A 19,826-nucleotide genomic window follows, 5' to 3' on the forward strand; every position below is an offset into this window, starting at 1 on the left:
ACAGGTAGTTTGATGTCGAGATAAATTGGAGGTACCTTGACATCAAGAGAAATCCTGTCGAAGTTAGGGGGACCTGATTCTCGGCCCGGCGCCTGATTAGGGCAGGATCAGGAGAGATGAGCATCCGTCTCGCCGCCGAGTGAGCGCGCGGGGACGGCCATGAGAATCGAGTTGAGCAGCGCCGCGCAGCCATGTTTCGGACCGAGCGCGCGGCGAAGACGGAGGAGGAGTCCGTGTCCGCGAACAGCTTCGGCAGCCTGAACAAGCTGCAGGTGGGCGGCAAGTCGTACGACATCTACCGGCTGGACGCGGTCGAGGGTTCGGCCCGCCTCCCGTACAGCCTCAAGGTCCTCTTGGAGAACCTGCTGCGCACCGAGGACGGCGCGAACGTCACCGCCGACCACATCCGCGCGCTGGCCGGGTGGGACTCCAAGGCGCAGCCGAGCAAGGAGATCCAGTTCACGCCCGCCCGCGTGATCATGCAGGACTTCACCGGTGTGCCGTGCGTGGTCGACCTCGCGACGATGCGCGAGGCCGTCCGGGACCTCGGCGGTGACGCGACGCGGATCAACCCCCTGGCGCCCGCCGAGATGGTCATCGACCACTCGGTCATCGTCGACTACTTCGGCTCCCCGGACGCGTTCGAGCGCAACGTCCAGGTCGAGTACGAGCGCAACCGCGAGCGCTACCAGTTCCTGCGCTGGGGGCAGACGGCGTTCGACGAGTTCAAGGTCGTCCCGCCGGGGACGGGCATCGTGCACCAGGTGAACATCGAGCACCTGGCGCGCGTGGTGTTCGACCGCGACGGCGTCGCCTATCCCGACACCTGCGTCGGCACCGACTCGCACACGACGATGGAGAACGGCATCGGCGTGCTCGGCTGGGGCGTCGGCGGCATCGAGGCCGAGGCCGCGATGCTCGGCCAGCCGATCTCGATGCTCATCCCGCGCGTCGTCGGCTTCAAGCTGACCGGCGAGCTCCCGGCGGGCACGACGGCGACCGACCTGGTGCTGACGATCACCGAGATGCTGCGCAAGCACGGCGTGGTCGGCAAGTTCGTCGAGTTCTACGGCGAGGGCGTGCAGGCGCTGCCGCTGGCCAACCGCGCGACGATCGGCAACATGAGCCCCGAGTTCGGCTCCACCTGCGCGATCTTCCCGATCGACGACGAGACGCTGAAGTACCTGCGCCTCACCGGCCGCTCGGACGAGCAGATCGCGCTGGTCGAGGCGTACGCCAAGGAGCAGGGCATGTGGCTCGACCCCTCGGTCGAGCCCGAGTTCTCCGAGTACCTGGAGCTGGACCTCGGGACCGTCGTCCCGTCGCTGGCGGGCCCGAAGCGCCCGCAGGACCGCATCTCGCTGTCGGCCGCCAAGGACACCTGGCGCCGGGACGTGCAGAACTACGTCACCAGCGTGCGCGGCCCGGCGGACGAGGCGTCCGACGAGAGCTTCCCCGCGTCCGACTCCCCGGCGATCAGCCACAGCGGCAACGGCGACAAGCCGCGCGAGGTCGACCCGGACGGTTCGAGCCGCCCGCACCGGCGCGTGCCGGTCACGCTGGAGGACGGGACGCGGTTCGAGCTGGACCACGGGCACGTCGCGGTCGCGGCGATCACGTCCTGCACCAACACCTCCAACCCGTACGTGATGATCGGCGCGGCGCTGCTGGCCAAGAACGCCGTCGAGAAGGGCCTGACCCGCAAGCCGTGGGTGAAGACCTCGCTCGCGCCGGGCTCGCAGGTCGTCACCGACTACTACGAGCGCGCCGGGCTCACCCCCTACCTCGACAAGATCGGCTTCAACCTGGTCGGGTACGGGTGCACCACCTGCATCGGCAACACCGGCCCGCTCCAGCCGGAGATCTCCAAGGCCGTCAACGACAACGACCTGGCGGTCACCGCCGTCCTGTCGGGCAACCGCAACTTCGAGGGCCGCATCAGCCCCGACGTGAAGATGAACTACCTCGCCTCGCCGCCGCTGGTCATCGCCTACGCGCTGGCCGGGACGATGGACATCGACATCCTCAACGACCCGATCGCCGACGGCACCGACGGCCCGGTCCACCTGCGCGACATCTGGCCCGAGCCGGAGGAGGTCGCCTCGATCGTCGAGTCGTCGATCGGCCAGGAGATGTTCGTCAAGGACTACGCGGACGTCTTCAAGGGCGACGAGCGCTGGCGCGGCCTGGACATCCCGACCGGCGACCTGTTCGAGTGGGACGCCTCGTCCACCTATGTCCGCAAGGCCCCCTACTTCGACGGGATGGGCGCCGAGCCGGAGCCGGTCACCGACATCCACGGCGCCCGCGTCCTCGCGCGGCTCGGCGACTCGGTCACGACCGACCACATCTCGCCGGCCGGGTCGATCAAGGTCGGCACGCCCGCCGCGCAGTACCTCCAGGAGCACGGCGTCGAGGTCAGGGACTTCAACTCCTACGGCTCCCGGCGCGGCAACCACGAGGTGATGATCCGCGGGACGTTCGCCAACATCCGGCTGCGCAACCAGCTGCTGGACGACGTCGAGGGCGGCTTCACCCGCGACTTCACGCGGGAGGGCGCGCCGCAGTCCTACATCTACGACGCCGCGCAGAACTACGCCGCGCAGGGCACGCCGCTCGTCGTGATCGCGGGCAAGGAGTACGGGTCGGGCTCGTCGCGCGACTGGGCCGCCAAGGGCACCGCGCTGCTGGGCGTCCGCGCCGTCATCGCCGAGTCCTACGAGCGCATCCACCGCTCGAACCTGATCGGGATGGGCGTGCTGCCGCTCCAGTTCAAGGACGGCGAGTCGGCGGCCTCGCACGGCCTGACCGGCACCGAGACCTTCGACATCACCGGCGTCACCGCCCTGAACGAGGGCGGCGTGCCGGACGAGGTGACGGTGAAGGCCGACGGCAGGGAGTTCACGGCCGTCGTCCGGATCGACACCCCGGGTGAGGCGGACTACTACCGCAACGGCGGCATCATGCAGTACGTGCTGCGGAACCTGCTGCGCAAGTAGGCGTGAGCACTGACGGGCCGCCCCTTGAAGGGGCGGCCCGTTCGCGTCAGCGGCCGGTCGGGAGCGTCAGGCCGCCGTTGCACTCGATGACCTGGCCGGTGATGAAGCCGTTGGTCGCTGCCAGGACCACCGCCTCGGCGACCTCCTCGGGCCGGCCCACGCGTCCGACCGGCAGCGCCGCCGCGTGCTCGGCGAACACCGCCGCGCGCCGCGCCTCAGGAAGCGCGTCCCACCAGGGCGTCTCGATGACGCCGGGGGAGACCGCGTTCACCCGCCGGGGCGCCAGCTCGGCCGCCAGCGGCCGGACCACCGCCTCCAGCGCGCCGTTGATCGCGGCGAGGCCGGAGGTCCCGGGCAGCGCGGCGCGCGCCGAGGAGGCCGTGAGCAGCGTGACCGAACCGTCCTCGGCGAGGTGCGGCAGCGCCGCCTGCAACAGCCGCAGGTGCGGCCAGAACTTGCCCTCGAAGCCGTCGCGCAGCTCGTCGAGGTCCAGCGTGGCGAAGGGGCCCGCGCCCGAACCGCCGCTGAGCGCCAGCACCAGGTGGTCGTAGGTCGCACCGGCGGCGAAGAACGCCGCGACCTGCTCGCCGGACGCGGCGTCCATCCGGCGGCCTGTCACGTTCCCGTCGATGTTCGCGGCGGTCTTGGCGAGGCGCTCCTCGTTCCGACCGGTGATCACCACGTCGGCGCCGCGTCCGGCGAACAGGGCCGCCGTGGCCGCGCCGATGCCCGAGCCTCCGCCGCACACCAGAACCCGCTGTGCCATGTCCGCTCCCTTTATCGAGACCAATCGTCTCGACAAGTATTCATCGAGACTCACGGTCTCGTCAAACCTTGTAGGGTGGCGGCCATGACCGGGGAGGCCCGCCGTCCGCACACCGGGCGGCGCCGCAACGAGGCCGCGCGCCGCGCGATCCTCGACGTGGCCGTCGACCTGCTCGGACGCCCCGGCGACACGCCCGTGACGATCGACACCATCGCCGCCGCCGCCGGGGTGGGCAAGCAGACGATCTACCGCTGGTGGCCGTCCAAGGGGGCGGTGCTGCTGGAGGCGATGGCCGAGCACGCCGGGACCGCGATCCCGGTGCCCGACACCGGCACCCTGCGCGGCGACCTGGAGGCGTTCCTCACCGCGACGTTCCGCGCGGCGGGGGAGCGGCTCACCGCCACCGTCCTGCGGCACTCGATGGCCGAGGCGCAGCGCGACCCGCACGCCCGCGAGCAGATGCGCGCGCTCATCGAGACGCGGCGCCGCGTCCTGCGCGGGATCCTCGAACGGGGCCGCGAGCGCGGCGAGGTCTCGGCCGGCTCCGACCTCGACCTCATGGTCGACCAGGCGTACGGCGTCCTGTGGTACCGGATCCTCACCGGGCACGCCCCGCTGGACGACGCGCAGGCCGCCGAACTGGCGCGCGCCCTCTCCGCGCAGGCCGGCTAGCGCTCGGCGGCCAGGCGCAGGCCGAAGCCGATGAAGGCGATCCCGGTCACCTGCTGGAGGCGCCGCCGCACCGCCGGACGCGACAGCGCCCGCCGCGCGGCACCGGCGGCGCCCACCACGAGCGCCAGCCACAGCAGCGTCTCGACGACGTGGATCGCCGCGAACAGCGCGCTCGTCCCGAACACCGGCGCGCCGCGCGGATAGAACTGCGGCAGCAGGCTCATGTAGAACACGCCGACCTTCGGGTTCAGAGCGTTCGTGACGAACCCGCTGCGCCACGCGGCGAGACCGGTGAGCGGCGCGCCGGGGGCGTCCTCGGTGCTCTCGGCCTTGCGGCGCGTCCGCCAGAGCGTCTGCGCGCCGAGCCACAGCAGGTAGCAGGCGCCCGCGACGCGCAGCACGTCGAACGCGATGCGGGACGCGGCGAGCAGCGCGGTCAGCCCCGCCGCGCTCGCCATCGCCCACGCCAGGCACCCGGACGCGACCCCCGCCGCCGTGAGCAGGCCCCTCCGGCGCCCGCCGGCGACGGTGGTGCGCACGACGAGCATCGTGTCCAGACCGGGGGTGATCGTGATCAACCCGGCGACCAGCGCGAAGGCGAGACAGGCGGCAAGCATGCGGACATCTTGCCAAAAATCCAGGTGAGTCCGTCCGAATCGGCCGGTAGCGTCCGGGCGGTGCCGCACCTCGACTTCGTCCTCGTCGCCGGGTTCGCCGCCCTGCTCGGCGCCATCGTCCAGGGCAGCGTCGGCCTCGGCGTCGGGCTGGTCGCGACGCCCGTCGTGACGATGCTGTTCCCCGCCGCCATGCCCGGCTCGATCCTCGTCGTCGCCGCGATCATGCCGCTCGCGACCCTCTCCCGCGAGATCCGGCACGCCGACCTGCGCGGACTCGGCTGGGCCTGCGGCGGACGCCTCGCCGGGACACCGCTCGGCGTGCTGATGGTCGCCGCCGTCCCCGCCCGCGTCCTCGGCGTCGTGATCGGCGGCCTCGTCCTCGCCGCGCTCGGCGCCACCACCTGGTCGGCCGAGGTCCCGCGCAACCCCGCCACGCTCACCACCGCCGGGATGATCGGCGGCGCCACCGGCACCGCCACCGCGATCAGCGGCCCCCCGATCGCGCTGCTCTACCAGCGCGAGAGCGGACCCCGCGTCCGCGCGACGCTCGCGGCCTTCTTCACCCTCGGCGCGCTGCTGTCGCTGGTCATGCTCGCGGCCGCCGGACGCCTCCCGACCTCGCAGATCACCGCCGGGCTGGCGCTCACCCCGTTCGTCCTCGCGGGCTTCCTGGCCGCCGGCCCGCTCCGCCGCCACCTCACGGGCCCCCGCATGCGCGCAGCGCTGCTGGCCGTCGTCGCCGCGTCCGCTTTGACCCTGATAACCCGAAGCCTCCTGTGACCCGGCTCAGAACTCGGCGAACACCTGCGGGCCGAATGGGTCGGTTTGTCGTTTCGGAGGCTCGGGGGTGTGCGCGGGCTCGTAGGGTGGGGCGGTGCGTCCTACCAAAGCCGAGCTTGAGGCTGCTCGGGATCGGGTCATTCCGGACGTCCTGCCGCCGGTGGGTGAGGTGTTCCGGGTGCTGTTCTGCGGGATCAACCCGGGGCTCTACTCGGGGGCGACCGGGCACCACTTCGCGCGGCCGGGGAACCGGTTCTGGCCCGCGCTGCACCGGTCGGGGTTCACCGACCGGCTGCTGAGCCCGTCCGAGCAGCACCTGCTGCCCGGCTTCGGGCTCGGCATCACGAACCTCGCGCACCGCACGACCGCCCGCGCGGACGAGCTGACCGGCGAGGAACTGCGGGAGGGCGGGCGGCGGCTCACCGAACTCGTCGAGCGGCACCGGCCGAGGTATCTCGCGGTCGCCGGGGTGACCGCCTACCGGACGGCGTTCGCCCGGCCCCGCACCGCGATCGGGCCGCAGGACGAGGCGTTCGGGCCCGCGCGGCTGTGGGTGCTGCCCAACCCGAGCGGGCTCAACGCGCACTGGACGCTGGAGCGGATGGCCGGGGAGTTCGCGCGGTTGCGCGAGGCGGCCGAGGCGTGAGCGTCAGGACGGCTGGTTCGCCGCCGCCGTCGCCTTCGCGGCGGTCGCGGCGGCGAACATCGCGTTCACCTCGGTGACGAGGCCGGGTTTCGGTTCCCAGACCCCGGGGCGGCCGAGCGCGACGATCGGGCGCGGCAGCGCGCGGACGTTCGCCAGGTGGTAGTGGTGCGCGCCGCGCTCGGACCAGGGGCCGCAGTCGCAGGGGCCGCCGGGCGCGCCCGCCGAGCAGACGTGCGCGAGGTCGGCGACCGCGATGACGGCGCCGATCGTGGCCAGCGGGTCGCGCGGGTCCCAGCCGGCCGCCTGGATGAGCGGCGAGTCGCACGCCTTCAGGTCGACGCGCATCGAGGCGTGCACCAGCAGCGGCCCGCGGTAGGCGGTCGGCAGGCCCTGGTTCGAGACGGTCTTGCCGCCTCGCGCGATCGCGAACGCCCAGGGTTGCTGAACACTGATCGCCTGCACGCGGTCACCTCCAGTGCTCGACCTGCCTCCGGTGGCGCGGGACGATGCCGTGAGAGTAGGCGCATCCCGGCGAATATGCCAACGGAGCGGGCGAGTGTGTATCGACATTGATCAGATATGGGACGCGCGAAATTCTCACGGGGTTGACGCGATCACCGTGGGTGCCGGGATTCATGTGACGTCAGCCCTTCAGCGCGCCCGCCATGAGACCGCGCATGAAGAAGCGTCCCAGGAGGAGGTAGACGAGAAGTGTCGGGAGCGAGGCGAGAAGGGCCGCGGCCATCTGCTGGTTGTACTGGACGGCGACGGCGCCCGAACCCGCGGTGTTGTTCAGCATGACGGTGACCGGCCAGCTGTCGGGGGCGCCGAGGAACACCGCGAACAGGAAGTCGTTCCACATCGAGGTGAACTGCCAGATGATCGTCACCGCGAACGCGGGGGCGGACACGGGCAGGACGATCGACCAGTACGTGCGGAGCATCCCGGCGCCGTCCACCCGGGCGGCCTCGATGAGCTGGTCGGGGATCGTGACGTAGTAGTTGCGGAAGATCAGCGTGCAGATCGGGATGCCGTAGACGACGTGGGCGAGGACGAGCCCGCGGATCGTGCCGACCAGCTCCAGGTCGGTGAGCAGGCCCGCGAGCGGGATCATGATGGCCTGGTAGGGGATGAACATCCCGAACAGGAACAGCGCGAACACCGCGTCCGCGCCGGGGAAGCGCCACTTGGACAGGACGTAGCCGTTCAGCGAGCCGAGCACCGCCGAGATCAGCGAGCCGGAGACCGCGATCTTGACGCTGTTCTCCAGCCCGGGGCGCAGCGTCTCCCACGCCGAGCGCCAGCCCGACACGCTCCAGTGGCCGGGCAGGTTCCACGCGCTGCCGGGGTCCGCCTCGTCCAGCGGCTTGAAGCTCGTGACGACCAGGACGTACACCGGCATCAGGAACAGCACGACGAACAGCAGCAGGATCGCGGGCCGGAGGATCCGCAGCGTCCTGGCGGAGGCGGCGGGCGCGGTCATCGGGTCCGCTCCGCGCGCACCGACCACACCAGGTAGGGGATCACCAGCAGGGCCACCGCGAGCAGCAGGTAGGTGGCGATGGTGGCGCCGTTGGCGGGGTCGTGCCGGTCGAACACCTCCACGTACGTCGCGATCGCCGGGACGTAGGTGATGATCTGCTTGCCCGCGATCGCCATGACCAGGTCGAACACCTTCAGCGAGATGTGCCCGAGGATGATCAGTGCGGACAGGGTCACCGGCCGGAGCTGCGGGAACACCACGTGGCGGTACACCTTCCACTCGGACGCGCCGTCCACCCGGGCGGCCTCGCGCAGCTCCTCCGGGACGCCGCGGAACCCGGCCAGATACAACGCCATGACATATCCGGACATCTGCCAGATCGCTGGGAGCGCCATCGCGGCCATGCCCCAGTCCGGGTCCTGCCACCAGCCGTTCGCGAGCGCTCCGAGGTGCAGCTCGCCGAACAGCTGGTTCAGCCCGACGGCGCGCTCGGGCGGCGCCGGGTTCATCAGCCAGCGCCACACCACGCCGCTGGCGATGAACGAGACCGCCATCGGGAACAGGTAGACGACCCGGAACGACGCCTCGCCGCGGATGCCCTTGTCCATCAGGAACGCCAGGAACGCGCCGAGCAGCAGCGCGCCGGCGACGAACACGGCCGTGAACAGCAGCGCGTGCTTCACCGCGCCGGGCCAGCTCGGCTGGTCCCACAGGTCCACGAAGTTCCTGCCCTTGTCGAACCGGTAGGGCGAGATCTCGTCGTGCCTCCCGCTCACCGCCTCCCGCGTGTTCCAGAAGATCAGCCCGTACACGAACAGGCCGACCGCCAGGATGGACGGCGAGACCAGCAGCAGGCCGGGCAGCCAGTTCCGGACCCGGCGCGGCACCCGGCGCGTCACTGGCCGCTGTTCTTCGCCGCGCTCACCAGCCCGGCCTGGAGTTTCGCGACGTCCTTGTTCTGTAGGAACAGGCCCACCGCGGTGTCGATGTCGGTGTGCTGCTTCTTGCTCGCGTTCACGCCGTGCCAGAACGAGCCCGCCAGCTTGACGCCGGGCTTGTTCCATTCGTTGAACGCGTATTCGAGGTAGCCCTTGTAGAGCGTCCTGTCGGCGTCCTTGCGCGCGGGGATCGAGCCCTTCTTCGGGTTGAAGAGGTCCTGCCCCTCCTTGCTGGACGCCTCCTTCAGCCACGCGATCGCGCCGCCGCGGTGCGGGGCGTTGCGGGGAAGGGTGAAGGAGTCCGACAACCACATGTACGTACCGTCGGTACCCGGGGACGGTGCGTATTTGAAATCGGTGTCGAGTTTCTTGCCGAGGCCGTTCGGGGCGTTCCCGGTGAAGTACCCGTAGGCCCAGTCGCCCATGATGTTGAAGGCGGCGCGGCCGTCCACGACCGCCTTCGCCGCGCCCTGCCAGTCGGTGGACGCGGCCTCCTGCGTCGTGTACCCCATGATCTCGCCGAAGTCGCCGAGGGCCTTGCCGACGGCCGGGGTGCCCCAGTCGGCGCCCGGCTTCCACAGCGCGTTGTAGGCGTCGGTGCCGAGGTCGCCGAGCAGGACGTTCTCCAGCAGGTGGTCGGCCGTCCACTGCGCGCCGAGCGACAGCGGCACCTTCTTCGTCTTCGCCTTGACCGCCTTCAGGTCGGCGATGAACTCGGCGATCGACTTCGGCGGGGCGGAGATCCCGGCGTCCTTCAGGACGCCCGGGTTGTACCAGAGCACGTTCGAGCGGTGGATGTTCACCGGCACCGAGTAGATCCTGCCCTGGTAGGTGATCTGCTGGAGGAGTTGCTCCGGGTAGGCGGCCTTCAGACGGTTCTCGTCGTAGAAGGAGTCGAGCGGCTCGATCTGCCCGGCCTTGATGTAGTCGAGCAGTTCGGCGCCCGCGTGGCCCTGGAAGGAGTCCGGCGGCTTGCGGTTCTGGAGGCGGCTGGCCAGCACCGCCTGTGCCTGGGTGCCCGACCCGCCGGCTATCGCCGCGTTGGTGAACTTCGTGCCGGGGTTGCGCTTCTCGAAGTCGGCCTTCATCGCGGCGAGCCCGTCGGCCTCGCCCGCCCCGGTCCACCACGAGAAGACCTCGACCTCGGAGGTGTCGTTGGAGCCCGTCGAGCCGCCGCCGCAGCCCGCCGCCGCGAGCGCGCCGGTCACCGCCACCGCGGCGACGGCCATGAGGCGCCCGCCGGAGGGGCGGCGCCTCCCGGAAGAGCGGGGGGAAGCCTGTCGTCGCATCGTCGCCCGTCCTTTCGTTGCCCCGGAAAACAAACACAGCGTCCGGGCGGACGGGCGGCGGGTCAACACCGCGTATCGAAAAGTGATCTCGCGGTTATCCGGCCATCCGGGTCACCACGGGAGCGCCGGGGGCAGGCCGGTGGTGCCCGCGTCGGGCCAGTCGAGCGGGGGGCCCAGCGGGGCCAGCTCGGCGAGCTGGAGCCGGTACCAGGGCGAGGACTCGGGGCGCCCGGCCAGGTCCAGGCACTCGCGCCAGGTCCACCACGCGGCCTCCTCGACCTCGGCGGGGTTGGCCGTGACCGGCGTCCCGGCCGGCACCGTCGCGCGCACGACCGGGCAGCGCTCGTGCTCGACCGTCCCGTCCTCGGCGACGGCGCGGTACTGGAACGCGGGCAGGACGGGGGACAGGGCCATGACGGCCAGCGACTCGTCCGGGATGCCCAGTTCGTCCTGCAATCGCCGGACCACCGCGCCGCGCAGGCCCTCGCCCGGACCGGGGTGCCCGCAGCAGCTCCCCGTCCACACCCCGGGGAAGGTCCGCTTCGCCAGCGCCCGCTGAGTGATCAGCACGCGACCGTCCGTATCCACGACATAACAGGAAAAGGCCAGGTGATACGGGGTCTCCCGGTGGTGGCTCTCCGCTTTCGGAGCGGTACCGACGGCTTCGTCAGCCGCGTTGAGCAGCACGATCTCTTCGACGCCCATGCTCATTTCCTACCCCATGGGCGCCACGTCGGTCACCCGTTTCCCGCCCGGGGAGGGGCGGGGTCCGGCGCGTCGCGGGCGAACCGGGATTAAACTCGGAACGGCCCGAGACCAGGGGAGCCCCGGGAGCGGGGAGCGACGCCCCCGACGGAGGAGTTGACACGCGTGAGCCTGCTGGAGTCGATCACGGGTCCCGACGACCTCAAGCGACTGGACGCCGGGCAGCTGCCCCGTCTCGCCGGGGAGATACGTGACTTCCTCGTCGACGCGGTCTCCAAGACCGGCGGGCACATCGGTCCGAACCTCGGCGCGGTGGAGCTGACGATCGCGCTGCACCGCGTCTTCGACTCGCCGCGCGACAAGATCCTGTTCGACACCGGCCACCAGGCCTACGTCCACAAGATCCTCACCGGGCGGCGCGACTTCGGCCTGCTGCGCCAGCGCGGCGGCCTGTCGGGCTACCCGAGCCGCGCCGAGTCCGAGCACGACATCATCGAGAACTCGCACGCCTCCACCGCCCTGTCCTACGCCGACGGGCTGGCCAAGGCGTTCCAGCTCCGCGGCGAGGACGACCGCGCCGTGGTCGCGGTCGTCGGCGACGGCGCGCTCACCGGCGGCATGTGCTGGGAGGCGCTGAACAACATCGCGGCGGGCGTCGACCGCCCGGTCATCATCGTCGTCAACGACAACGGCCGCTCCTACTCGCCGACGATCGGCGGGCTCGCCGGCCACCTCGCCGACCTGCGCGTCACCCAGGGCTACGAGCACGCGCTCGACCTCATCAAGAAGACGGTGCCGCGCGCCCCGGTCGTCGGCACCGTCGCCTACGAGGCGCTGCACGGCATCAAGAAGGGCATCAAGGACGTCCTCCAGCCGCAGGCGATGTTCGAGGACCTCGGCATGAAGTACGTCGGGCCGATCGACGGCCACGACACCGACGCGGTGGAACGTGCCCTGCGCCGCGCCCACGGGTTCGGCCGCCCCGTCATCGTGCACTGCATCACCACCAAGGGCCGCGGCTACGCGCCCGCCGAGAACGACACCGAGGACTGCATGCACGGTCCCGGCGCGTTCGACCCCGCCACCGGCGCGTTCCCCGCCAAGAAGGGCGCACCGGCGTGGACGAAGCACTTCAGCGACGAGATGGTCGCGATCGGCCGCGAGCGCCGCGACGTGGTCGCCATTACCGCCGCGATGCTGCACCCGGTCGGGCTCGCCCCGTTCGCCGACGCCTTCCCCGACCGCGTCTACGACGTGGGGATCGCCGAGCAGCACGCGGTCACCTCCGCGACCGGCCTCGCCATGGGCGGCATGCACCCGGTCGTCGCGCTCTACTCCACCTTCCTCAACCGCGCGTTCGACCAGGTCCTGATGGACACCGCGCTGCACCGCCAGCCCGTCACGTTCGCGCTCGACCGGTCCGGCGTCACCGGCAACGACGGCGCCAGCCACAACGGCATGTGGGACCTGTCGATCCTCCAGCTCGTCCCGGGCCTGCGCGTCGCCGTGCCGCGCGACGGCGCCCGGCTGCGCGAACTGCTCCGCGAGTGCGTCGCCGTCTCCGACGGCCCGACCGCGATCCGCTACCCGAAGGGGCCCGCCGCCGCCGACATCGAGGCGATCGGCAAGGCCGGTGACATGGACGTCATCGCCCGCCACGACGGCTCCAACGGCACCCGCGTCCTGCTGGTGGCGGCCGGGTCGATGGCCGGGCCCGCCGTCGAGGCGGCCGGGCTCATCGCCGCCCAGGGCATCGGGGTCACCGTCGTCGACCCCCGCTGGGTCAAGCCGCTGGACGCGGCGCTGCCCGGCCTCGCCCGCGACCACGCGCTCGTCGCCGTCGCCGAGGACAACGGCCGCACCGGCGCGGTCGGCGACGCCGTCGCCCGCATGCTGCGCGACGCCGAGGTCGACACCCCGGTCCGCACCTTCGGCATCCCGCAGGAGTTCCTCGACCACGCCGGGCGCGGCGAGATCCTGGCCGACATCGGCCTGACCCCGCAGGCCCTCGCCCGCGACGTGACGGAGTACGTCGCGCGGATCACCTCGACCGAGACCCACGAGCCCGCCACCTCCGACTGAGCCGGGTTCATCGGGTCCCGGCCCAAGGCGCTCGCCTGGCGGCTGATGCCTTGACCGTGCCTTGGCGGGCGCGGTGGCGCTTCGCGGCCTGACCGGTGGGGCCTCGCCTCCGGCGCCCGCCCCACCGGTCCGCTACACGCCCGCGACGGCCGAGGTCGCCGTGCGGCACGGCCTAGACCCCCTCGGCCGACAGCAGGTGCCAGAAGTGGGTGATGGACGCGGCGGACGTCCCCAGCTCGCGGCCGGAGTAGGTCCACCGGCCGCGCAGCCGCCAGGGGCGTCCGGCGCCGTCCTGCACGTAGACCTGGAGCGGAAAGCACGCGTCGTGCGCGCGGATGACGCCCCCCGGGTCGACGGAGGGGCGCAGGTCGGGGTCGCCCTCGCAGCGCACGCCCATCACGACCGTGCGGGGATCCTGGCGCAGCAGCCCCTGCGTCAGGTCGTACACCAGCACGGAGACATAATCCGGGCCCAGCCACCGCAGATCGGGCAACGTCTCGGGTGGGGGGAACCCGTACAGTTCGGGACCGCCGGTCACACGCGCACGGTAGCGTCCCCGTCACGCTTCCGTCACTACCCTGCGAGCGGTTTATTCCATCCGCGCGTCATCGGTGGAGCGGCACGCCTTCGTCATGTCCTCCCAGCGGGCCAGCTTCACGCGTTCGCCGCGTCCGAGGGAGCGGGCGAGGGCGATCTCGGCGGCGTCGAGGCCCAGCCAGTCGGCGTAGGTGACGGCGGCCAGCCCGCGCGACTCCAGCAGCTCCTCCAGGGTGCGGTCGGGCGGCGTCCGGTCGGCGGGGAGGTCCTCCAGCAGGTGGCGGACGGTCTCGGCGGCGTCGGACTTGTTGGTGCCGACGACACCGGTCGGGCCGCGCTTGATCCAGCCCGCGACGTACTCGCGGGGGACGGGCGAGCCGTCCGGCGCGAGGATCCGGCCGCCGTCGTTCGGGACGACGTAGGCGCGCTCGTCGAACGGGACGCCCTCCAGCGGGACGCTCTGGTAGCCGACCGAGCGCAGCACCATGCCGACCGGGAGCGTCTCGAACTCGCCGGTGCCGGTCACGCGGCCCGACTCGTTCAGGCGGGTCCGCTCAAGGCGCAGCCCCTCCACGCGGGTGGTGCCGAGGATCTCGACCGGCGCCCGCCAGAACCGGACGTCGATGCGGCGGGGCCGCGCGGCGGGCTCGCCCGTCCAGCCGTTCAGGACCTTGACGTTCGCGCGGACGTGCCGGTCGGTCTCGGCGAGCTCGGCGCTCACCGGGTCGAGGGCCATGTCCTCGGGGCGGACGTGGATGCCGGCGTTGTCCAGCTCGCCCAGCTCGCGGGCCTCCTTCGTGGTGAACTTGGCCTGCGCGGGGCCGCGCCGCCCGACCATGTGGACGCGGCGGACGCGGCTGCGCGACAGCGCCTCCACGACCTGCTCGGGCACGTCGGTCGCGCGCAGCTCCTCGGCCGTCTTGGCGAGGATCCGGACGACGTCGACCGCGACGTTGCCGACGCCGATCACCGCGACCTCCTCCACCGACAGGTCGAACTCGTGGTCGGCGGCGTCGGGGTGGCCGCAGTACCAGTTCACGAAGTCGGTGGCGGCGACGCTGCCGGGCAGGTCCTCACCCGGAACGCCCATGTGCCGGTCGACCATCGCGCCGGTCGCGTAGATCACCGCGTCGTAGCAGCCGAGCAGGTCGGCGCGGGTGAGGTCGCGGCCCAGCTCCAGGCAGCCGAAGAACCGCACCCCCTCGCCCTCCAGCACCTTCTGGAGGTACCGGGCGATCGCCTTGATCGAGGTGTGGTCGGGCGCGACCCCGTAGCGGACCAGGCCGTAGGGCGTGGGCAGCCGGTCCAGGACGTCGACGCGCGCTGCGCCGGCGGTCTGCTTCACGAGGGCCTCGGCGGCGTAGAGTCCGGCGGGGCCGGACCCGACGACGGCGACGCGCACTGGGTCTGCCATGGCCGCCATTGTCGCCCACGGCACCGACAAAGGACAGGCGGTTTCCGATCGCGGGCGGCCTCCGTCAGACCCGCCCGCCCGCCAGACGGCTGTGGCGCCGCCCGTAGGCGAAGTAGACGGCGACGCCGACCAGGAGCCAGGCGAGGAACCGCAGCCAGGTGTCCACCGGCAGGTTGATCATCACGAACAGGCAGGCCAGCACCGACAGCACGGGGATGAGCGGCACCAGCGGCGTGCGGAACGCGCGGGGCAGCTCCGGCCGCGTCCGGCGCAGCACCACGACCCCGACCGAGACGACGAGGAACGCGAACAGCGTGCCGATGTTGACCAGCTCGGCGAGCTTGGCGAGCGGGATGAACCCGGCGATCGCCGCGACCACCACCCCCATGATCACGGTGGAGCGGTAGGGGGTGCCGAAGCGCGGGTGGACGGTCGAGAGCCAGGGGGGCAGCAGGCCGTCGCGGCTCATCGCGAAGAACACCCGGCTCTGGCCGAGCAGCAGGATCAGCACGACGGTCGTCAGGCCGACCACGGCGCCGAAGCTGATCACGGTGGCGAACGCGGGATGGCCGACGGCCTTGAACGCGTCGGCGAGCGGCGCCTCCGTGCTCAGGTCCTTGTAGTTCTGCATGCCGGTGACGACGATCGACACCACCGCGTACAGGATCGCGGTGATGACGAGCGAGCCGATGAGCCCGATCGGGAGGTCGCGCTGGGGCCGCCGGGCCTCCTCGGCGGCGGTGGCGACCACGTCGAAGCCGATGTAGGCGAAGAAGACGACCGAGACGGCCGCGAAGATGCCGAGCCAGCCGAAGGTGGCCGGCTTGATCCCGAACAGCACCTGCATCAGCGGCGCGGAGCCGCCCTCGACCGTCGGCGTCGCCTCCGACGGCGGGATGAACGGGTGGTAGTTGGCGCCCTTGACGAAGAACAGCCCCGCGACGATCACCAGCAGCACCACCGACAGCTTGACGGCGACGATCGCGACGGTGAAGCGCGCGGACACCTTGATGCCGAGGACGAGCAGCACGGTCACGGCCAGCACGAGCACGATCGCGGGGACGTTCACCGCACCGCCCGCCTCACCCGGCGGATGGACGAGCTCGGCCGGCAGCGTCACGCCAGCGTCGTCCAGCAGCGAGACCGCGTATCCCGACCAGCCGACCGAGACCACGGCGGCGGCGAGCGCCAGCTCCAGGACGAGGTCCCAGCCGATGATCCACGCTGGGAACTCGCCGAGCGTCGCGTAGGAGAAGGTGTAGGCGGACCCCGCCACCGGGATCGTCGAGGCGAACTCGGCGTAGCACAGCGCCGCGAGCCCGCAGACGACCGCCGCGAGCACGAACGAGATCGCGACCGCCGGGCCGGCCTTGTCCCTGGCGACCTGCCCGGTCAGCACGAAGATCCCGGTCCCGATGATGATGCCGACCCCGAACACCACGAGGTCCAACGCGGACAGGGATCGGTTGAGCTGATGCTCCGGCGACTCGGTGTCGCGGATCGACTGCTCGACCGACTTCGTGCGCAGCAGGTTCATGCCCGGGAGCTCCTCGCGGTGGGGTGACCTCATGTCCGTCACCCCTATGCCCGTCTTTATCCGCCTTAAGGACGCTCCCGGCGCATGATTCGGCGTGTCAGGTACGGAACCGGCGTCCCGTCACCTTCTCGGAGATGCCCGTCCGGTCGAGGTACGGAGTGATCCCTCCCAGGTGGAACGGCCAACCGGCGCCGAGGAGCATGCAGAGGTCGATGTCCTCCGGAGCGGCGACGACTTCTTCGTCCAGCATGAGGCGGATCTCGTCCGCGAGCGCGGCGAGCGCGCGGTCGAGCACCTGCTCCTCGGTGGAGGGGCGGTCCCCGCCCGCGAAGATCTCCACCGCCTCGGGGTCGAGCGTGAGGTCGGGCCGGTACACGCCGGGCTTGCCCGACGCCACCAGCTTGGCGAGGTTGTCCGAGAGCGGGAAGCGGCCCGGGAACGCGGCGTGCAGCGTCTCCTTGACGTGCAGCGCGATCGCGGGGCCGACCAGCCCCATCAGCACGAACGGCGGCATCGGCAGCCCGAGCGGCGCCGCGGCGCGCTCGGCCACCTCGATCGGCGTGCCCTCGTCCACCGCCGCGACGATCTCGGCGAGCAGCCGCAGCAGCACGCGGTTCACCACGAACGCCGGGGCGTCCTTGACCAGCACGCACGACTTCTTCAGCGTCCTGCCCGTCGCGAAGGCCGTGGCCAGGGCCTCGTCGCCGGTCCGCTCGCCCCGGACGACCTCCAGCAGCGGCAGCACCGCGACCGGGTTGAAGAAGTGGAACCCGACCACGCGCTCGGGGTGCCGCAGCCCCGCGGCCATCTCGGTCACCGACAGCGACGAGGTGTTGGTGGCCAGCACGCACTCGGCCGACACGTGCTCCTCGACCTCGGCGAACACCGCGCGCTTGACCGACATCTCCTCGAAGACCGCCTCGATGACGAGGTCGGCGTCGGCGAAGACGTCCTTGGTGAGCGAGCCGGTGACGAGCGCGGTGAGGCGGTTGGCCTTGTCGGGGGAGATCCGCCCCTTGGCGAGCAGCCTGCCGATCTCGGCGTGGGCGTGGCCGACGCCCCTGTCGAGCCGCTCCTGGTCGAGGTCGGTCATGACGACCGGCACCTCCAGGCGGCGCGCGAACAGCAGCGCGAGCTGCGAGGCCATCAGGCCCGCGCCGACGACGCCGACCTTCGTGACGGGACGGGCGAGCGCGGCGTCCGGCGCCCCGGCGGGCTTCTTCGCCCGCTTCTGGGTGAGGTCGAACGCGTACAGGCCCGCGCGCAGCTCCTCGCTCATGATGAGGTCGGCGAGCGCCTCGTCCTCGGCCGCGAAGCCCTCGTCGCGGGTGCGGTCCTTGGCGGCGGCGATCAGGTCGATGGCCTTCACGTAGGACGGGGCGGCGCCGTGCAGCCGCCCGTCCACGTTCCAGCGGGCGAGCGCGACCGCGTCGTCCCACGCCTTGCCGGTGTCGACCTCGGGGCGGTCGACCACGACCTCGCCCTTCAGGACGCGGGCCGTCCAGGCGAGCGACTCCTCCAGGAAGTCGGCCGAGTCGAAGATCGCGTCGGCGATGCCCAGCTCGCGGACCTGCGGGCCCTTCAGCATCCGGTTCTGCGCGAGCGGGTTGTCGATGACGACCTTGAGCGCCTTCTCCGCGCCGACCAGGCGGGGCAGCAGGTACGTCCCGCCCCAGCCGGGCACGAGGCCGAGGAACGCCTCGGGCAGCGCGAACGCCGTGACGCCGGTGGAGACCGTCCGGTACGTGCAGTGCAGGCCGATCTCGACGCCGCCGCCCATCGCCGCGCCGTTGTAGTAGGCGAACGAGGGGACGCGCAGCTCGCCGAGGCGGCGGAACACGTCGTGCCCCAGCCTGCCCACGGCGGCGGCGTCCGCGCGGTCGCCGATCAGCGGGACGCCCTTGAGGTCGGCGCCGACCGCGAAGATGAACGGCTTGCCGGTGACGCCGACGGCGGCGATGTCCTCGCGCGCGGCGACGGCGTCGAGCGCTTCGCCCAGCTCGGTGAGGCCGCGCGGGCCGAACGTGCTCGGCCGGGTGTGGTCGTGCCCGTTGTCGAGCGTGATCAGCGCGAGCGTCCCGGCGCCGCGGGGGAGCGCCACGTCGCGCACCAGCGCGTGCGTCACGACCTCGTCGGCGAAGATGTCGGGGTTCACTTGCCGCCCTCCCGGTTCACGTTCTCCCAGAGGACGGTGCCGCCCATCCCCATGCCGACGCACATCGTCGTGATGCCGTACCGGACGTCCGTCCGCTCCTCGAACAGCCGCGAGAGCTGGTTCATCAGCCGGACGCCGGACGCGGCGAGCGGGTGCCCGAGCGCGATCGCGCCGCCCCACGGGTTCACCCGCGCGTCGTCGTCGGCGATCTTGAAGTGCTCCAGGAACGCCAGCACCTGCACGGCGAACGCCTCGTTGATCTCGATGAGGCCGATGTCGTCCATGGTCAGCGCGTTGCGGGCGAGCAGCCGCTCGGTCGCCGGGACGGGCCCGACGCCCATGACCTCCGGCTCCACCCCGGCGAAGGAGAAGTCGACCAGCCGCATGCGCGGGGTGAGGCCGAGGTCGGCCGCGACGTCCTCGGCGGCCAGCAGGCACGCGGTCGCGCCGTCGTTGAGGCCCGCCGCGTTCCCGGCCGTGACGTTGCCGTGCGCGCGGAACGGCGTCTTCAGCGCCGCGAGGTCGGCGACGGTCGTGCCGGGGCGCGGCGGCTCGTCCTCGGTCGCGAGGCCGAAGCCCCGCTCCGCCGAGCGGACCGCCGTCGGGACGAGGTCGGGCTGCACGCGCCCGGCCGCGTACGCCTCGGCCACCTTCGCCTGGCTGCGCGCCGCGTAGGCGTCCGCGCGCCGCCTGGTGATGCCCGGGAAACGGTCGTGCAGGTTCTCCGCCGTGGACCCCATGACCAGCGCGGACGGGTCCACGAGCCGGTCGGCGAGGAAGCGCGGGTTCGGGTCGACGCCCTCGCCCATCGGGTGCCGGCCCATGTGCTCGACGCCACCCGCGATCACGACGTCGTAGGAGCCGAAGGAGATGCCCGCGCCCGCCGTCGTCACCGCCGTCATCGCGCCCGCGCACATCCGGTCGATCGCGTAGCCGGGAACGCTCTTGGGGAGCCCGGCGAGGACGGCGGCGGACCGTCCGATCGTCAGGCCCTGGTCGCCGGTCTGCGTGGTGGCGGCGATCGCGACCTCGTCCACCCGCTCGGGCGGCAGGGACGGGTTGCGGCGCAGCAGCTCGCGGATCGCGCGGACGACCAGGTCGTCGGCGCGGGTCTGCGCGTACAGGCCCTTCGGGCCGGCCTTGCCGAACGGCGTGCGGACGCCGTCGACGAACACGACGTCGCGTGCGGTGCGAGGCACGGTGTCG

17 protein-coding genes are annotated in these 19,826 nt (G+C 71.9%); 5 read left to right on the forward strand and 12 right to left on the reverse strand.

Features of this window, described 5'->3' with window-relative positions:
• Positions 1 to 233: 233 nt before the first annotated feature.
• Positions 234 to 2,999 (forward strand): aconitate hydratase, encoded by a 2,766-nt coding sequence (locus tag KLI87_RS24785; protein ID WP_308166153.1) that lies wholly within the window; start codon positions 234 to 236, stop codon positions 2,997 to 2,999.
• Between the two features lie 46 nt (positions 3,000 to 3,045).
• Here the strand turns inward: KLI87_RS24785 and KLI87_RS24790 are convergent, their stop codons facing one another.
• Entirely contained in the window at positions 3,046 to 3,765 is a 720-nt protein-coding gene (locus tag KLI87_RS24790; protein WP_156215283.1) for an SDR family oxidoreductase, read from the reverse strand.
• Between the two features lie 84 nt (positions 3,766 to 3,849).
• Between KLI87_RS24790 and KLI87_RS24795 the strand changes: the two genes are divergently transcribed.
• Complete coding sequence (locus KLI87_RS24795) at positions 3,850 to 4,437, forward strand: TetR/AcrR family transcriptional regulator (protein WP_156215285.1); 588 nt, start codon at positions 3,850 to 3,852, stop codon at positions 4,435 to 4,437.
• On the opposite strand, the gene KLI87_RS24800 is transcribed toward KLI87_RS24795, so the two are convergent.
• On the reverse strand, positions 4,434 to 5,054 hold the full coding sequence (locus KLI87_RS24800; RefSeq protein WP_214618893.1) for a LysE family translocator: 621 nt from the start codon (positions 5,052 to 5,054) through the stop codon (positions 4,434 to 4,436). The genes KLI87_RS24795 and KLI87_RS24800 overlap by 4 nt on opposite strands.
• 60 nt (positions 5,055 to 5,114) lie before the next feature.
• Between KLI87_RS24800 and KLI87_RS24805 the strand changes: the two genes are divergently transcribed.
• Together KLI87_RS24805 and mug are read left to right on the forward strand one after the other, a co-directional pair.
• Entirely contained in the window at positions 5,115 to 5,834 is a 720-nt protein-coding gene (locus tag KLI87_RS24805; protein ID WP_214618894.1) for a sulfite exporter TauE/SafE family protein, read from the forward strand.
• Between the two features lie 94 nt (positions 5,835 to 5,928).
• The gene (gene mug, locus KLI87_RS24810; protein ID WP_214618895.1) at positions 5,929 to 6,480 is read left to right on the forward strand and encodes a G/U mismatch-specific DNA glycosylase; all 552 of its coding nucleotides are present in this window, start codon (positions 5,929 to 5,931) and stop codon (positions 6,478 to 6,480) included.
• Between the two features lie 3 nt (positions 6,481 to 6,483).
• Here mug and KLI87_RS24815 read toward each other — a convergent pair whose 3' ends face one another.
• The 5 genes from KLI87_RS24815 to idi form a co-directional block, all read right to left on the reverse strand.
• Positions 6,484 to 6,942 carry a hypothetical protein gene (locus KLI87_RS24815; protein ID WP_214618896.1) on the reverse strand — a complete coding sequence of 153 codons (459 nt, stop codon included), beginning with the start codon at positions 6,940 to 6,942 and terminating at the stop codon, positions 6,484 to 6,486.
• A gap of 181 nt (positions 6,943 to 7,123) precedes the next feature.
• The gene (locus KLI87_RS24820; RefSeq protein WP_156215290.1) at positions 7,124 to 7,963 is read right to left on the reverse strand and encodes a carbohydrate ABC transporter permease; all 840 of its coding nucleotides are present in this window, start codon (positions 7,961 to 7,963) and stop codon (positions 7,124 to 7,126) included.
• A complete protein-coding gene (locus KLI87_RS24825) occupies positions 7,960 to 8,862 on the reverse strand; it encodes a sugar ABC transporter permease (RefSeq protein WP_308166154.1) in 903 nt (300 codons plus the stop codon). The genes KLI87_RS24820 and KLI87_RS24825 overlap by 4 nt, the downstream gene beginning before the upstream one ends.
• The gene (locus KLI87_RS24830) at positions 8,859 to 10,190 is read right to left on the reverse strand and encodes an ABC transporter substrate-binding protein (RefSeq protein ID WP_308166155.1); all 1,332 of its coding nucleotides are present in this window, start codon (positions 10,188 to 10,190) and stop codon (positions 8,859 to 8,861) included. Before KLI87_RS24830 ends, KLI87_RS24825 begins: the two co-directional genes overlap by 4 nt.
• A gap of 111 nt (positions 10,191 to 10,301) precedes the next feature.
• Positions 10,302 to 10,895: an isopentenyl-diphosphate Delta-isomerase gene (gene idi / locus KLI87_RS24835; RefSeq protein WP_214618897.1), complete on the reverse strand. Its 594-nt coding sequence runs from the start codon at positions 10,893 to 10,895 to the stop codon at positions 10,302 to 10,304.
• Positions 10,896 to 11,060: 165 nt separating this feature from the next.
• Here idi and dxs point away from each other — a divergent pair, with 165 nt between their 5' ends.
• Positions 11,061 to 12,977, forward strand: a complete 1,917-nt coding sequence (gene dxs / locus KLI87_RS24840) for a 1-deoxy-D-xylulose-5-phosphate synthase (protein ID WP_214618898.1) — start codon at positions 11,061 to 11,063, stop codon at positions 12,975 to 12,977.
• A gap of 172 nt (positions 12,978 to 13,149) precedes the next feature.
• Here the strand turns inward: dxs and KLI87_RS24845 are convergent, their stop codons facing one another.
• The 5 genes from KLI87_RS24845 to KLI87_RS24865 all read right to left on the reverse strand — a co-directional run bounded on the left by KLI87_RS24845 (position 13,150) and on the right by KLI87_RS24865 (position 19,819).
• Positions 13,150 to 13,515 carry a hypothetical protein gene (locus tag KLI87_RS24845; RefSeq protein WP_214618899.1) on the reverse strand — a complete coding sequence of 122 codons (366 nt, stop codon included), beginning with the start codon at positions 13,513 to 13,515 and terminating at the stop codon, positions 13,150 to 13,152.
• Between the two features lie 51 nt (positions 13,516 to 13,566).
• The gene (locus tag KLI87_RS24850; RefSeq protein WP_214618900.1) at positions 13,567 to 14,937 is read right to left on the reverse strand and encodes an FAD-dependent oxidoreductase; all 1,371 of its coding nucleotides are present in this window, start codon (positions 14,935 to 14,937) and stop codon (positions 13,567 to 13,569) included.
• Between the two features lie 55 nt (positions 14,938 to 14,992).
• Positions 14,993 to 16,465, reverse strand: a complete 1,473-nt coding sequence (locus KLI87_RS24855) for an amino acid permease (RefSeq protein ID WP_214619110.1) — start codon at positions 16,463 to 16,465, stop codon at positions 14,993 to 14,995.
• Positions 16,466 to 16,562: 97 nt separating this feature from the next.
• Positions 16,563 to 18,620 carry a 3-hydroxyacyl-CoA dehydrogenase NAD-binding domain-containing protein gene (locus KLI87_RS24860; RefSeq protein ID WP_214618901.1) on the reverse strand — a complete coding sequence of 686 codons (2,058 nt, stop codon included), beginning with the start codon at positions 18,618 to 18,620 and terminating at the stop codon, positions 16,563 to 16,565.
• Positions 18,617 to 19,819 carry an acetyl-CoA C-acyltransferase gene (locus KLI87_RS24865; protein WP_214618902.1) on the reverse strand — a complete coding sequence of 401 codons (1,203 nt, stop codon included), beginning with the start codon at positions 19,817 to 19,819 and terminating at the stop codon, positions 18,617 to 18,619. Before KLI87_RS24865 ends, KLI87_RS24860 begins: the two co-directional genes overlap by 4 nt.
• Positions 19,820 to 19,826 lie beyond the last annotated feature (7 nt).

It is taken from the genome of Actinomadura sp. NEAU-AAG7, from assembly GCF_018603865.1.
Classification (GTDB): Bacteria; Actinomycetota; Actinomycetes; order Streptosporangiales; family Streptosporangiaceae; genus Spirillospora; species Spirillospora litoris.